Origin of the sequence: Variovorax sp. PBS-H4 (assembly GCF_901827205.1) — a bacterium.
Taxonomy (GTDB): domain Bacteria; phylum Pseudomonadota; class Gammaproteobacteria; order Burkholderiales; family Burkholderiaceae_C; genus Variovorax.
The window spans coordinates 5,582,416-5,596,520 of sequence record NZ_LR594675.1 but is presented as its reverse complement, the minus strand read 5'-3'; the positions used below and the strand labels follow the sequence as shown (position 1 = coordinate 5,596,520).

The window sequence follows — 14,105 nt, the reverse complement described above, 5'->3', positions numbered from 1 at the left end:
CGGCATGCGAATCACCGTCTGCCTCACTGACAACCGCCCCGATGCCTGGATCGAGGGCCTGCGTGCCGCGCTGCCCGGCGCCGATGTGCAGAACTGGGTTTCCGGAGCGCCGCAGGCCGACCATGCCGTGGTCTGGGCACCGCCGCAAACCTTCATCGATGAGCAGCCGCGGCTGCGCGGCATCTTCAACGTCGGGGCCGGCGTCGATGCACTGCTCAAGCTGAGGCTGCCGCCCCGGACGATGGTGGTGCGCCTCGACGATGCCGGCATGTCGGTGCAGATGGCCGAATACGTCTGCCATGCGTTGATCCGGCACTTCCGCGAGTTCGATGCCTACGAGGCCGATGCGCGCGAAGCCCGCTGGAGCTTTCGCAAGCCGCGCGAGCGCGAGGACTTTCCCGTCGGCGTGATGGGCCTCGGCGTGCTCGGCGAGCGCGTGGCGAAAGCGGTCGCGCAGTTCGAGTTCCCGGTCAACGGCTGGAGCCGCTCGCCCAAGGCGATCGAGGGCCTGCGCTGCTTCGCGGGCGAGGCGGAATTCGATGCCTTCCTGAGTGCCACCCGCGTGCTGGTCAACCTGCTGCCGCTGACCGAGGCCACGCGCGGCATCCTCAATCGCGAGACGCTGTCGCGCCTGAACGGCCAGCCTGGCGGCTACCTGATCAACGTTGCGCGCGGCGCACACCTGGTCGAAGCCGACCTGATCCCGCTGCTCGACGGTGGCCCGCTCGCCGGCGCCACTCTCGATGTGTTCGAGGTCGAACCGCTGCCCGCGGACCATCCCTTCTGGCGCCATCCGAAAATCACGGTCACGCCGCACGGCTCGGCACGCACCGTGCGCGGTGCCACCATCGCCCAGATTGCCGGCAAGATCCTCGCGATCGAACGCGGTGAGCCTGTGGCTGGTGTGGTCGAGCGGGAGCGGGGATACTGAAATCCGCATTCCTGAAGCACTGAACAAGGCACAACCCATGAAGCTCCCTACCCGAGTCAAGCTCGTCGACGTCGGCCCGCGCGACGGCCTGCAGAACGAAAAGCAGGCCGTTCCCGCCGAGGTCAAGATCGGCCTGGTCCATCGCCTCCAGGAGGCCGGATTGAAGGAGATCGAGGTCACCAGCTTCGTCAGCCCCAAGTGGGTGCCGCAGATGGCCGACAACGCGCAGGTCATGCAGGGCATCCGCCGGCAGCCGGGCGTGCGCTACTCGGTGCTCACGCCGAATATGAAGGGCTTCGAAGCGGCCATTGCGGCACCGCGCGAGGAGTGGCCGGACGAGATCGTCGTCTTCGGCGCCGCCAGCGAGGCCTTCAGCCAGAAGAACATCAACTGCTCCATCGCCGAGAGCATCGAGCGCTTTCGCCCCGTGGTGGAGGCGGCGCGCGGGAAAGGCATCCATGTGCGCGGCGCCATGTCGTGCACCGTGGGCTGTCCCTACGAAGGCGAGATCGCGCCTGAGCGGGTGGGCATGCTGGCGAAGCTGATGAAGGGCATCGGCGTGCAACACGTGGGGGTGGCCGACACCATCGGCGTGGGCACGCCCCTGAAGGTGCGGCACGCGCTCGAGGCGACGCTCGAACACTTCGCCCTCGACGACATCTCCGGCCACTTCCACGACACCTACGGGCAGGCGCTCTCCAACACCCTTGCCAGCCTGGAGCTGGGCGTGTGGCAGTTCGACACCTCGGTGGGCGGCCTGGGCGGCTGTCCTTTCGCGAAGGGCGCGACGGGCAATGTCGCGACCGAGGAGGTGGTCTACATGCTGCACGGCATGGGCATCGAGACCGGCATCGACCTCGACCAGCTGATCGGCGCGGGCGTCTACATCAACGAAGCCCTCGGCCGCGAGCCGAACTCGCGGGTGTCGAAGGCGATCCGTACCAAGCGCGCGGGCTGAGATCCCCACACCCGATGTATGTGCGGTGCTGAACTGACATCCCTCCCCGACGGCGTCCAGCGCGTCTCGCGGCTGCTGCAGGCGCTTGGCCATCCCCATGCCCCACGCATGCTCGACGACGCCTGCCGCACAGCGCAGCAGGCCGCCGATGCGCTGGGCATCTCGGTGGCGCAGATCGCCAAGAGCATCGTGTTCCGCCGCAAGAGCGACGAGGCCGCGGTGCTGGTCGTGACCTCGGGCGACAAGCGGGTGGACGAGAAGAAGGTGGAAGCGCTGGTCGGCGGCAAGCTGGGCCGCGCCGATGCCGACTTCGTCAAGCGCGCGACCGGTTTCTCGATCGGTGGCGTTTCGCCCTTTGCGCATGCCACGGTGCCGGTGATGCTAATCGACCGCGAGCTGTTCCGCTTCGACGAAGTCTGGGCGGCGGCCGGGCACCCGCATGCGGTGGTGCAGCTGCGGCCGCAGGAGCTCGAGGCGCTGACCGGTGCGCCGGTCGCGGACGTGGTGTGAGCGGGGATGCCCTTCATCCACTCGCCGATCGCGCCGTTGCCGCGCGCAACACGGCACGCGACGTGCCCTCGCCGTGCATTTCCGTCTGCCGCATGGACCCGGCCAGCGGCTTCTGCGAAGGCTGCCTGCGCACCATCGACGAGATCGCCGCGTGGAGCGGCATGGACGACGCGACCCGACGCAGCGTGTGGCGCGCCATCGAGCTGCGCGCGGATGCGGGCTTCCTGAATTCCGGAGGAGAAGATCGGCCATGAAGCACATCACTTTCCGTCTCGACTTCATCTCGCCCTACGCCTACCTGGCTTTCGAGCATCTGCCGCAGGCGCTCGAGGGGCTGAGCTACAGCGTGGCCTACCGCCCGGTATTGCTCGGCGCGCTGCTCAAGCACCATGGCCAGCTCGGCCCGGCCGAGATTCCTGCAAAGCGGGCCTGGACCTACCGCCACGTGCTGTGGCTCGGCCAGGCGAATGGCATCGCGATCGAGATGCCGGCCTCGCATCCGTACAACCCGCTGCCGCATCTGCGGCTCGCACTCGCCACCACGCCGGACGGCGACATCAACCGCCACGTCGCCGAGACGATCTTCCGCGATGTCTGGCACGGTGGCGCCGAGGCAGGCGATGGCGTGCGGCTGGCCGCGCTCGCTGCGCTGCTGCGGCTGAAGCGCGATGCCGCCGGCGAGGAGGTCAAGGCGCAGCTCAAGGCCAACACCGACGAGGCCATCGCGCGCGGTGTTTTCGGCGTGCCCACTTTCGAAGTCGACGGGCGCCAGTTCTGGGGCTTCGACGGCCTGGCCATGCTGCGCGACTACCTGCGCGGGAACGCCTGGTTCGAGGGGCCGGAATGGGAAGGTGCCGCCGGTCGTCCTGCACTGCTGCGCGGCAGCAATCGCTGAATTTTTCTACTGCTGAAACGCGTGCTGCGGGTTTCACCCTAAATCGTCAGCAACGGTTCAGTTTGGCGAAAGCCCTGGGTCAGTCGTCCCGCCAAGAATTCGTCACACCCCACGCCGTGGGAACAACAGGAGACGACGAATGGCAGCCACACTTGATTCGCGGGGAAGGCCTACGCCTGTTCCCCGTCCCATGTCTGCGGAGGAGAAGAAGGTCATCTTCGCTTCCTCGCTCGGCACCGTGTTCGAGTGGTACGACTTCTATCTCTACGGTTCCTTGGCGGCGATCATCGCCAAGCAGTTCTTCAGCGGCCTGGAAGCGGGCGCGGCCTTCATCTTCGCGCTGCTGGCCTTTGCGGCCGGCTTCCTGGTGCGACCCTTCGGCGCCATCGTGTTCGGCCGGCTGGGCGACATGATCGGCCGCAAGTACACCTTCCTGGTGACCATCCTGATCATGGGCCTGTCGACCTTCATCGTCGGCCTGTTGCCGAGCTACGCCACCATCGGCGTGGCGGCGCCCGTGATCCTCATCGCACTGCGGCTGCTGCAAGGCCTGGCGCTCGGCGGCGAGTACGGCGGTGCTGCCACCTACGTGGCCGAGCATTCGCCGCACGGCAAGCGCGGCGCCTACACCTCGTGGATCCAGACCACGGCGACGCTCGGCCTGTTCCTGAGCCTGCTGGTCATCCTCGGCGTGCGCACCTGGCTCGGCGAGGACGCCTTCGGTGCCTGGGGCTGGCGCGTGCCTTTCCTGGTCTCGATCGGCCTGCTGGCAGTGTCGGTGTGGATCCGCCTGTCGCTCTCCGAGTCGCCGGCCTTCCAGAAGATGAAGGCCGAGGGCAAGACGTCCAAGGCGCCTCTGTCCGAGTCCTTCGGCGAGTGGAAGAACCTCAAGATCGTGATCCTGGCGCTGGTCGGCCTGACCGCCGGCCAGGCCGTCGTGTGGTATTCGGGCCAGTTCTACGCGCTCTTCTTCCTCACGCAGCAGCTCAAGGTCGATCCGACCACAGCCAATCTGATGATCGCGGCCGCGCTGCTGATCGGCACGCCCTTCTTCGTGGTCTTCGGCACGCTGTCGGACAAGATCGGCCGCAAGCCGATCATCATGGCCGGCTGCCTGCTTGCCGTGGTGACCTACTTCCCGGTCTTCAAGATGCTGACCGAGTACGCCAATCCCGACCTCGCCAAGGCCCAGGCCACGGCCGGCGTGACCGTGACGGCCGATCCCAAGTCCTGCTCCTTCCAGGGCAACCCGGTGGCGCGCGAGATCGACTTCAAGAGCTCCTGCGACATCGCCAAGCGCTACCTGGTGCAGAACTCGGTGAGCTACGACAACGTCGAAGGCCCGCCCGGCTCCAAGGCCGTGGTCAAGATCGGCGACAAGACGGTCGAGGCACCCGTCGGCAATGTGGTCAACCACAAGTTCGACGAGGCTACCAGCAAGGAAATCGCCGCCTTCAAGAAGGGCGTCGCAGACGACTTGAAGGCTGCGGGCTACCCCGCCAAGGCCGATCCGGCGAAGATGAACAAGGCGATGGTCGTTGCGCTGCTGTTCTGGCTGGTACTGCTGGTCACGATGGTCTATGGCCCGATCGCCGCCATGCTGGTCGAGCTGTTCCCTACGCGCATCCGCTACACCTCGATGAGCCTGCCGTATCACATCGGCAACGGCTGGTTCGGCGGCCTGCTGCCGACCACGGCCTTCGCGATCGTGGCCTCGACCGGCAACATGTACAACGGCCTCTGGTATCCGATCATCATCGCCGGCGTCACGCTGGTCGTCGGCACGCTGTTCGTGCGCGAGACCAAGGACGTCGACATCTACGCGAACGACTAGGCTCGCCTGCCGAGCCTGACCTGAACGAAGGGCCTCGGCCCTTTGTTCAACCAAGAGGCCTCGTGCCGTGTCCATGGCGCGAGGCTTTTTCGTTGAACATCCAGGAGATCCAGACCATGTGGAAATTGGCCATCGGCTTCGTCGTCTTCGCGGCCATTTCGCTTTTCGCGATCATGCAGGCGGGGGACAAGATCGACATGTCGGGCGAGAAGCACGGCGCGGACGCCACGCACGCGCCGCAGCCTGCGGCGCCCCCGAAGTAGCTGGCGCCAGCCCTGCTGGCCCCGGTACGCCGCGCAAAGCCCTGCCGAACCGCCGGCAATCCGGCGCTTTGCACATGGCCGGCCGCCGGTTTCTAGAATGTCTGCCCCATCCCCAAGGCATTCATGACACAGGGCTCCATCCGGATACGCGGTGCGCGTCAGCACAATCTCCAGAATCTCGACCTCGACATCCGCACCGGCGAGATGACGGTGGTCACCGGGCCGAGCGGCTCGGGCAAGTCGAGCCTGGTGTTCGACACGCTCTATGCCGAGGGCCAGCGGCGCTACGTCGAGACGTTTTCGGCCTATGCGCGGCAGTTCCTCGACCGCATGGACAAGCCGGCGGTCGACAAGGTGGAAGGGGTACCGCCCGCCATCGCCATCGACCAGACCAATCCGGTGCGCTCCTCGCGCTCGACCGTCGGCACGATGACCGAGCTCAACGACCACCTGAAGCTGCTGTACGCGCGCGCCGCCCAGCTCTTCGACCGCGAGACGGCGCTGCCGGTGCGGCACGATTCGCCCGACTCCATCTATGCCGAGCTGGTGGCGCGTGCTGCCGCGGGCTTCACCGCCGGGCCGCCCCAAGGCGAAGCAGCCTCCTCGGGGGGCAGCGAAGCACACGCAGTGGCGAGCGTGGGGGCAGGTGTCGATCCGCGCGTAGTTCTGACCTTTCCGGTCGAGCTGCCCGCCGGCACCAGCGACGACGAGATCGCGCAATGGCTATCGGCCAGTGGCTTTACCCGGGTCCAGGGCGAACGCCAGATCGCCACGCCGACCGGCCCGCGAAAGGTGCTCGACGTGGTCGCAGACCGCTTCCGCATGGCGAACGTCGAACGCGTGCGGGTGATCGAGGCCATCGAGGTGGCGCTCAAGCGCGGCAGCGGGCGGCTCACGGCGCATGCCCTGCCGGCGGATGGGGGCGGCGCGGCAGAGGTGTGGAAGTTCTCGACGGGGCTGCATTGTCCGGATACGGACATCCGCTACGCGGACCCGATCCCCTCGATGTTCTCCTTCAACTCGGCCGTCGGCGCCTGCGAGACCTGTCGCGGTTTCGGGCGCGTCATCGGCGTCGATCTTGGCTTGGTGATCCCCAACGACAAGCTGACGCTGCGCGCCGGTGCCATCAAGACCATCCAGACGCCGGCCTGGAAGGAAGCGCAGGACGACCTGATGCGCCATGCCGAGGCGGCCGGCATCCCGCGCGATACGCCCTGGTACAAGCTCACGCCCGAGCAGCAGGCCTGGGTGATCGAAGGCTCGCCGAACTGGAACGGCAAGTGGAACCAGCAGTGGTACGGCGTGCGCCGCTTCTTCGGCTACCTGGAGAGCAAGGCCTACAAGATGCACATCCGGGTGCTCTTGTCCAAGTACCGCAGCTACACGCCGTGCCCGGCCTGCGGGGGTGCGCGGCTCAAGTTGGAGAGCCTGCTGTGGCGCATCGGGAGCAAGCAGGATGCGGATGCGGTGCTGGCGCCAGCCAAGCGCTTCATGCCGGTGGGCGTGAAGTGGTCGCGCGAGCAACTGGAGGCGCTGCCAGGGTTGTGCCTGCATGACCTGATGCTGCTGCCGATCGAGCGGCTGAGGCGGTTCTTCGATGGGCAGCAGCCCTCACCCCAACCCTCTCCCGCCAGCGGGAGAGGGAGTCAACAGCCGACGGCTGGGGATTTGCTCCCTCTCCCGCTCGCGGGAGAGGGCCGGGGCGAGGGTGAAACCCAGGCGCTCAAGCTCCTCTTCGAGGAAATCACCACCCGCCTGCGCTACCTGCACGACGTCGGCATCGGCTATCTCACGCTCGACCGCCAGAGCCGCACCCTCAGCGGCGGCGAGGTGCAGCGCATCAACCTGACGACTGCCCTGGGCACGTCACTGGTCAACACGCTGTTCGTGCTCGACGAGCCCAGCATCGGCCTGCACCCGCGCGACATGAACCGCATCACCGAGGCCATGCTGCGGCTGCGGGACGCCGGCAACACGCTGGTGGTGGTGGAACACGACCCGGCGGTGATGCTGGCCGCCGACCGGGTGATCGACATGGGCCCGGGCCCCGGCGTGCGCGGCGGACGCATCGTCTTCGACGGCGGTCCCGCCGAGCTGCGCCATGCGGACACGCTGACCGGCGAGTACCTCGGCGGGCGCAAGCAGATCGGCATGAGCTTCAGGCGCATGGTGAGCGACAACACCCCGCGCCTCATCCTCGAAGGCGTGCGCGAACACAACCTGCGCAACATCACCGTCGAGTTTCCGTTGGCGCGGCTGGTCTGCGTGACCGGCGTGAGCGGCTCGGGCAAGTCGACGCTGATCCAGGACGTGCTGGCGCCCGCGCTGATGCGCCACTTCGGCAAGGCGACCGAGACGCCGGGCGCGCACGACCGGCTGCTCGGCGCCGAGCAGCTGAGCGAAGTCGTTTTTGTCGACCAGTCGCCCATCGGGAAGACGGCGCGCTCCAATCCCGCGAGCTATGTCGGCGCATGGGACGCGATCCGCGAGATCTTCGCCACTGCGGCGCTGGCGCGGCAGCGCGGCTACACGGCCTCGAAGTTCAGCTTCAACAGCGGAGACGGACGCTGCCCGACCTGCGGCGGCTCGGGCTTCGAGCACGTGGAGATGCAGTTCCTTTCGGACGTGTACCTGCGCTGCCCCGATTGCGACGGCAAACGCTACCGGCCCGAGATCCTCGAGGTGAAGATCGAGCGCGGCGGACGCAGCCACAACGTGGCGGACATCCTCGAGCTGACGGTGGCCGAGGCCACTGCACTCTTTGCCGGCGACCGCGAGGTGCTGCGCGTGCTGCAGCCCATCGTCGACGTGGGGCTGGACTATGTGAAGCTGGGCCAACCCGTGCCCACGCTTTCGGGCGGCGAGGCCCAGCGCCTCAAGCTCGCCGGCTTCCTGGCCGAGGCAGCCAAGAACGGCAGCGCGAGCAAGCAGCCGTTGGCGCGCAAAGGCACGCTGTTCCTGTTCGACGAGCCGACCACCGGCCTGCATTTCGACGACATCGCGCGCTTGATGCGCGCCCTGCGCAAGTTGCTCGACGCCGGCCATTCGCTGGTGGTGATCGAGCACAACCTCGACGTGATCCGCGCCAGCGACTGGCTGATCGACCTCGGCCCCGAGGGCGGCGAAGGCGGCGGGCAGGTGGTGGCGGTGGGCACGCCCGAGCAAGTGCGCGAGAACGGCGCCTCGCTGACAGGCGCCGCGCTGGTCGACTACGAGCTGGCCATCGGCCCCGGCGCCTACAAGGTGGCGGAGCGCGCCGCACGCGCGTACGCGGTGCGCGCGCGGCAGCAGGCGGCCGGCCGCGAGGCGATCCAGATCGTCCACGCGCGCGAGCACAACCTCAAGAACCTGTCGGTCGACATCCCGCGCGGCAAGTTCAGCGTGGTGACCGGCGTCAGCGGCTCGGGCAAGTCGACGCTGGCCTTCGACATCCTGTTCAACGAGGGGCAGCGGCGTTACCTCGAATCGCTCAATGCCTACGCGCGCAGCATCGTGCAGCCGGCCGGCCGGCCGGAAGTCGATGCGGTGTACGGCATCCCGCCGACCGTCGCCATCGAGCAGCGGCTGTCGCGCGGCGGGCGCAAGAGCACGGTGGGCACGACCACGGAGGTGTGGCACTTCCTGCGCCTGCTCTACGTCAAGCTGGGCATCCAGCATTGCGTCCGCGACGGCGCGGCGGTGCAGCCGCAGACGCCGGACAGCATCGCGGCGCAGTTGCTGAAGAACTTTCGCGGCCAGCACATCGGCCTGCTCGCACCGCTGGTGAGCAACCGGAAGGGCGTCTACACCGAGCTGGCCGATTGGGCGCGGCCGCGCGGCTTCACGCATCTGCGGGTGGACGGCGAGTTCCTGCCGACCACCGGGTTCCCGCGCATCGATCGCTTCAAGGAACACAGCATCGAGCTGCCGGTGGCCAGCCTCGACGTGGAGCCGGCGAACGAGGCCGAGCTGCGCCAGGCGCTGGCGCGCGCACTGGAGCACGGCAAGGGCGTGGTCCATGTACTGAGCGAACTCACCGGCTTGCGCGGCGCCATGATGGCGGGCGTGCCCACCTCGGGCATCGGCCGCGTCCAGGTGTTTTCCACGCTGCGCGCCTGTCCGGTGTGCAGCACCAGCTACGGCGAGCTGGACCCGCGGCTGTTCTCGTACAACAGCAAGCATGGGTGGTGCCCGGATTGCGTGGGCACGGGGGTCAAGCTCACGAAGGAGCAGCGCAAGGTCTACGACGACTCGACGATGGCGGCGGACAACCGGGGGCGGGAACAGACCTTCGCGGAGCCCGAGGCTGAGGACGTGGGGGAGGTCGCGTGTCCGGCTTGCCAGGGGACGCGGCTGAACCCGACGGCGCGGGCGGTGTTGTTTGGCGGGGGTGCCCCTCACCCCGGCCCTCTCCCTGGAGGGGGGAGGCAGCCGGATGCGGGCGCGGGATCGGGGATCGACCCGGACTTGCTCCCTCTCCCGCCCGCGGGAGAGGGCTGGGGCGAGGGCGGCATCGCCATCACCCAACTTGCCCGCATGAGCGTAACCGACATCCGCATCTGGTTCGACCACATCGCGCTCACCGGCCGCCAGGCCGAGATCGCGCGCGACCTCGTCCCCGAGATCAGGAGCCGCCTCGAGTTCCTCGAGGAAGTCGGCCTCGGCTATCTCACGCTCGACCGCGGCGCACCCACCCTGTCGGGCGGCGAGGCCCAGCGCATCCGACTCGCCGCACAGCTCGGCAGCAACCTGCAGGGTGTGTGCTACGTGCTGGACGAGCCCACCATCGGGCTGCATGCGCGCGACAACCAGATCCTGCTGGACGCGCTGCACAAGCTGGGTGAGAAGGGCAACACGCTGGTGGTGGTGGAGCACGACGAGGACACCATTCGCCGAGCCGACCACATCATCGACATCGGGCCCAGCGCGGGCAAGCGCGGGGGGCGGCTGGTGGCCGAAGGCAGCGTTGCCGACCTGGAGGCGGCGAGCGAATCGCAGACCGGGCGTTACCTGCGTGATGCGATCAAGCACCCGCTGCAAGCGCGCCGCGATGTTTTGCTCTCCCCGCCGGAAGGGCAGGGAGCCTTGCGCTGGCTGACGGTACGCGGCGCCGACCTGCACAACCTGCAGGAAGTCACCGTGACCCTGCCGCTCAACCGCCTGGTCGCCGTCACCGGCGTCAGCGGCTCCGGCAAGTCGACCCTGGCGCGCGACGTGCTGCTCGCCAACGTGCATGCCATCGTCGTGCAGCGCATGACCAAGGCCGGGCGCGACGCCGACGCTGCGGGCAAGCGCCCCGGCTGGTCCGGCTGCGCCAGGATCGAAGGTTACGAGTCCATCGACCGCGTGCTCGAGGTCGACCAGACGCCCATCGGCAAGACGCCGCGCAGCTGCCCCGCGACCTACATCGGCTTCTGGGACACCATCCGCAAGCTCTTCGCCGACACGCTGGAAGCCAAGGCGCGCGGCTACGGGCCGGGCCGTTTCAGCTTCAACACCGGCGAAGGGCGCTGCCCCGGCTGCGAGGGGGCGGGCGTGCGCACCATCGAGATGAACTTTCTCCCGGACGTCAAGGTGCCCTGCGAGGTCTGCCATGGCGCGCGCTTCAATCCCGAAACGTTGGCCGTGAGCTGGCGCGGCAAGAGCATCGGCGACGTGCTGCAGATGGAGGTGGACGAGGCGGTCGAGTTCTTCGCCTCGATGCCCGGCATCAGCCATCCCCTGCAGCTGTTGAAGGACGTCGGGCTGGGCTATCTCACCCTGGGCCAGCCTTCGCCCACCCTGTCGGGCGGCGAGGCGCAGCGCATCAAGCTGGTGACCGAGCTGAGCAAGGTGCGCGACGATGTCACCCGCCGCGGCTGGATTGACAGCCCCCTGGCGCCTGCGGCGCCGCCCCCCGAGGGGGATCGCCCGCTTGGGGCGGCCCGGCGCGGGCGGGCACCGCACACGCTCTACGTGCTGGACGAGCCGACAGTAGGCCTGCACATGGCCGACGTCGAGAAGCTCATCCATGTGCTGCACCGGCTGGTGAACGGCGGCCACAGCGTCGTGGTGATCGAGCACGACCTCGACGTGATCGCCGAGGCCGACTGGCTGATCGACCTTGGCCCCGAAGGTGGCGATGGCGGCGGGCGAGTGGTGGCAGCGGCACCGCCGGAAGAGGTCGTGCGGCTGGGTACGCACACGGGCGTCGCGCTGGCGCCGGTCCTGGCGCGCGGCGCAGGCCGGCACGAGGTGGTGCAGCTGCCGGTGCAGGCCGCGCCGGCGTCGGCGCCGATGCGGCGCGAGGCCTGATGCACTGAGCAGTCCGGCTGACGCCCGCGCGACAGGCCCGGGGGTCAGCCCCGATTGCCCTGAAGCACGCGGCGCGGCCAAATGGCGGCCTTCCTGTTCTGGAGCCCCACATGTTCCGTCGTTCCCTCCTGTGCGCCGCGTTGCTCGGCCTGGCCGCTGCGGGCGCGCAAGCGCAGAGCTTTCCCGCCAGGCCGATCAAGCTGGTCATCGCCTTCCCGGCCGGCGGCCCCACCGACATCACGATGCGACAGCTGGCCGACAACGCCTCCAGGATCATCGGCCAGCCCATCGTGGTGGAGAACAAGCCGGGCGCCGGCGGCACGCTGCCCGCGCAGGCGCTGCAGACGGCCCAGCCCGACGGCTACACCATCGCGCAGATCCCCCTGGGTGTGTTCCGGCTGCCCTACACGACCAAGATCAACTGGGACCCGGTGAAGGACATCAGCTACGTGATCAATGTCACCGGCTATGCCTTCGGGATCGTGGTGCCGGCCAACAGTCCGCTCAAGAGCTGGAAGGACTTCGTCGACTATGCCAAGGCGAATCCCGGGAAGCTCACCTATGGTTCCACCGGCACGCTCACGAGCCCGCACCTCACCACCGAGCTGATCGCGCAGAAGGCCGGCATCGAGCTGCAGCATGTGCCCTACAAGGGCAGCGCCGACCTGATGCTCGCGGTGATCAGCGGCCAGCTGATGGCGGCCGCAGACAGCACGGGCTTCGCGCCGCAGGTGGAAGCGGGCAAGCTGCGCGTGCTCAATACCTGGGGCGAGAAGCGGCTGGCCAAGTTCCCCGACGCGCCCACGCTCAAGGAACTGGGCCTGGACATCGTGCAGAACTCGCCCTTCGGCATCGGTGCTCCCAAGGGCACGTCGCCGGAGGTCGTGAAGAAGCTGCACGATGCCTTCAAGCAGGCGATGGAAGAGCCCAGCTACGTCGCCGCGCTGGGCCGCTACGACATGCTGCCCAACTACATGAGCTCGGCCGACTACACGAAATTTGCCCAGACCACCTTTGCGCGCGAGAAGGCGCTAATCGAGAAGCTGGGCCTGGCCAAGCCGCAGTAGGCACTGGTGCGGACCGGGGCCGAAGCAGCCCCGGCTTGCATTCGCCATGGCCGACCCCAGTTCCGAGGGATGACTGCGCCGGAGTCTCCGATGAACGAATCACTGCACGTCGTCTGCCCGCATTGCCACACCACCAACCGCGTGCGCCAGGAGCAACTGGCCAGCGCGCCGGACTGCGGCAGCTGCCACCGCCCGCTCTTCACTGGGCATTCGACTGCGTTCGACCAGGCTGCTTTCGAGCGCCACGTCGGCCGCAACGAAATCCCGGTCCTGGTGGATTTCTGGGCGCCTTGGTGCGGCCCCTGCCGGCAGATGGCGCCCGGCTTCGAGCAGGCTGCGGCGCAGCTCGAGCCGCAGGTGCGGCTGGCCAAGGTCGACACCGAGGCGGTACCCGCGCTTGCCGCGCGCTTCAACATTCGCAGCATCCCGACGCTGGCCCTGTTCCGCGGGGGCCGTGAGATCGCGCGTCAGGCCGGCGCCATGGGGCCGGCGGATATCGTTCGGTGGGCTCGCGCGCACCTGGGCTGAGTCCTTGCCGGCCGGCGCCCGTCAAGCTGCCAGCCGCGAAGGCGCCTTCAGCCGCGTGCCTCAAGGATGGCCGCCGCGACCTCGGCAAAGCCCGACCCGCGCTCGCTGGGCGCCACGTAGCGCGGCAGGTGCGACAGCGCGGTCTCGAAGCGCCGCACATTGGCGACGCCCACGCTGTGGGCGAAATGCTCGAACATCAGCGCGTCATTCGTGGAGTCGCCCACGTAGGCCCAGCGCTTCATCTCATCCTCCAGCGGACGGCCCCAGAGCTGGCGCACGATCCAGCGGGCGCCTTCCAGCTTGTTGTGCTCGCCGTACCAGCCGTTGATGTGGATGCTGCTCACGGTGGCGTGCATGCCTTCGCTGCGCATCAGCCCGGCGACCTGCGCAATGGTGGCGTCGTCGAGCGCGGTGAATTCGCTGTGGTCGACGGCGATGTCGCATTCGCGGCCGGCGGAGTCGGCGGCACGTCGGGCACCGGGGATCTCCTGCTCGATGTGCCGGAGCACGGCCTGCATGCGCTCGAAGTTGCGTGCCCGCGTCGCGGCGTCCTGCTGGTAGCGCTTCTCGACGCGGCCTGTAGCGGTGCGCACCAGCGCAACGGCGCCGTTCTCCGCGACGATCGCATCGACGGGCCAAAGGCTCGCGAAGGGCTCGCTCCAACCGACCGGCCGGCCGGTGATGGCCACCAGGTTCAGCCCGGCGGCCCGCAGCGCGCCCATGGCGCGAAGCGCATCTGGGGTGATCGCGCCTTCGGTGGTGAGCGTGTCGTCGATGTCGGTGAACACGCCGACGAGCTGTGCGCGCGCCTCAGCTGGCCAGGCGTCGAGCGGCAGCATCAGCCGT

General features: G+C 68.3%; 11 protein-coding genes. 10 read left to right on the top strand and 1 reads right to left on the bottom strand.

Annotation, left to right across the window (positions count from 1 at the left end; genetic code table 11):
• Positions 1-4: 4 nt before the first annotated feature.
• The 10 genes from E5CHR_RS26760 (at position 5) to trxC (ending at position 13,259) form a co-directional block, all read left to right on the top strand.
• Positions 5-931, top strand: a complete 927-nt coding sequence (locus tag E5CHR_RS26760; protein WP_162582762.1) for a 2-hydroxyacid dehydrogenase — start codon at positions 5-7, stop codon at positions 929-931.
• A 37-nt stretch (positions 932-968) separates the two neighbouring features.
• A complete protein-coding gene (locus E5CHR_RS26755) occupies positions 969-1,889 on the top strand; it encodes a hydroxymethylglutaryl-CoA lyase (RefSeq protein WP_162582760.1) in 921 nt (306 codons plus the stop codon).
• A gap of 18 nt (positions 1,890-1,907) precedes the next feature.
• Positions 1,908-2,399, top strand: a complete 492-nt coding sequence (locus tag E5CHR_RS26750) for a YbaK/EbsC family protein (protein ID WP_162582758.1) — start codon at positions 1,908-1,910, stop codon at positions 2,397-2,399.
• Positions 2,396-2,653, top strand: coding sequence for a DUF1289 domain-containing protein (locus E5CHR_RS26745; protein WP_162582756.1), 258 nt, complete (start codon positions 2,396-2,398; stop codon positions 2,651-2,653). The genes E5CHR_RS26750 and E5CHR_RS26745 overlap by 4 nt, the downstream gene beginning before the upstream one ends.
• A complete protein-coding gene (locus E5CHR_RS26740) occupies positions 2,650-3,294 on the top strand; it encodes a 2-hydroxychromene-2-carboxylate isomerase (protein WP_162582754.1) in 645 nt (214 codons plus the stop codon). Before E5CHR_RS26745 ends, E5CHR_RS26740 begins: the two co-directional genes overlap by 4 nt.
• Positions 3,295-3,433: 139 nt before the next feature.
• Entirely contained in the window at positions 3,434-5,128 is a 1,695-nt protein-coding gene (locus E5CHR_RS26735) for an MFS transporter (RefSeq protein ID WP_162582752.1), read from the top strand.
• Positions 5,129-5,244: 116 nt separating this feature from the next.
• The gene (locus tag E5CHR_RS26730) at positions 5,245-5,391 is read left to right on the top strand and encodes a hypothetical protein (RefSeq protein ID WP_174255752.1); all 147 of its coding nucleotides are present in this window, start codon (positions 5,245-5,247) and stop codon (positions 5,389-5,391) included.
• A 123-nt stretch (positions 5,392-5,514) separates the two neighbouring features.
• Positions 5,515-11,664 carry an excinuclease ABC subunit UvrA gene (locus E5CHR_RS26725; protein ID WP_174255751.1) on the top strand — a complete coding sequence of 2,050 codons (6,150 nt, stop codon included), beginning with the start codon at positions 5,515-5,517 and terminating at the stop codon, positions 11,662-11,664.
• Positions 11,665-11,774: 110 nt separating this feature from the next.
• The gene (locus tag E5CHR_RS26720; RefSeq protein ID WP_162582750.1) at positions 11,775-12,731 is read left to right on the top strand and encodes a tripartite tricarboxylate transporter substrate binding protein; all 957 of its coding nucleotides are present in this window, start codon (positions 11,775-11,777) and stop codon (positions 12,729-12,731) included.
• Between the two features lie 90 nt (positions 12,732-12,821).
• Positions 12,822-13,259 carry a thioredoxin TrxC gene (gene trxC / locus E5CHR_RS26715; protein WP_162582748.1) on the top strand — a complete coding sequence of 146 codons (438 nt, stop codon included), beginning with the start codon at positions 12,822-12,824 and terminating at the stop codon, positions 13,257-13,259.
• Positions 13,260-13,306: 47 nt separating this feature from the next.
• Here trxC and E5CHR_RS26710 read toward each other — a convergent pair whose 3' ends face one another.
• Positions 13,307-14,098 carry an HAD-IIB family hydrolase gene (locus E5CHR_RS26710; protein WP_162582746.1) on the bottom strand — a complete coding sequence of 264 codons (792 nt, stop codon included), beginning with the start codon at positions 14,096-14,098 and terminating at the stop codon, positions 13,307-13,309.
• Between the last annotated feature and the right edge of the window lie 7 nt (positions 14,099-14,105).

What these genes read in the sequence shown, in the direction of transcription:
- E5CHR_RS26735 (WP_162582752.1), top strand. Translation starts at nt 3,434, where the DNA reads ATGGCAGCCACACTTGATTCGCGGGGAAGGCCTACGCCTGTTCCCCGT.
- E5CHR_RS26720 (WP_162582750.1), top strand. Translation starts at nt 11,775, where the DNA reads ATGTTCCGTCGTTCCCTCCTGTGCGCCGCGTTGCTCGGCCTGGCCGCT.
- trxC (WP_162582748.1), top strand. Translation starts at nt 12,822, where the DNA reads ATGAACGAATCACTGCACGTCGTCTGCCCGCATTGCCACACCACCAAC.
- E5CHR_RS26755 (WP_162582760.1), top strand. Translation starts at nt 969, where the DNA reads ATGAAGCTCCCTACCCGAGTCAAGCTCGTCGACGTCGGCCCGCGCGAC.
- E5CHR_RS26710 (WP_162582746.1), bottom strand. Translation starts at nt 14,098, where the DNA reads ATGCTGCCGCTCGACGCCTGGCCAGCTGAGGCGCGCGCACAGCTCGTC.
- E5CHR_RS26725 (WP_174255751.1), top strand. Translation starts at nt 5,515, where the DNA reads ATGACACAGGGCTCCATCCGGATACGCGGTGCGCGTCAGCACAATCTC.
- E5CHR_RS26730 (WP_174255752.1), top strand. Translation starts at nt 5,245, where the DNA reads ATGTGGAAATTGGCCATCGGCTTCGTCGTCTTCGCGGCCATTTCGCTT.
- E5CHR_RS26750 (WP_162582758.1), top strand. Translation starts at nt 1,908, where the DNA reads ATGTGCGGTGCTGAACTGACATCCCTCCCCGACGGCGTCCAGCGCGTC.
- E5CHR_RS26760 (WP_162582762.1), top strand. Translation starts at nt 5, where the DNA reads ATGCGAATCACCGTCTGCCTCACTGACAACCGCCCCGATGCCTGGATC.
- E5CHR_RS26740 (WP_162582754.1), top strand. Translation starts at nt 2,650, where the DNA reads ATGAAGCACATCACTTTCCGTCTCGACTTCATCTCGCCCTACGCCTAC.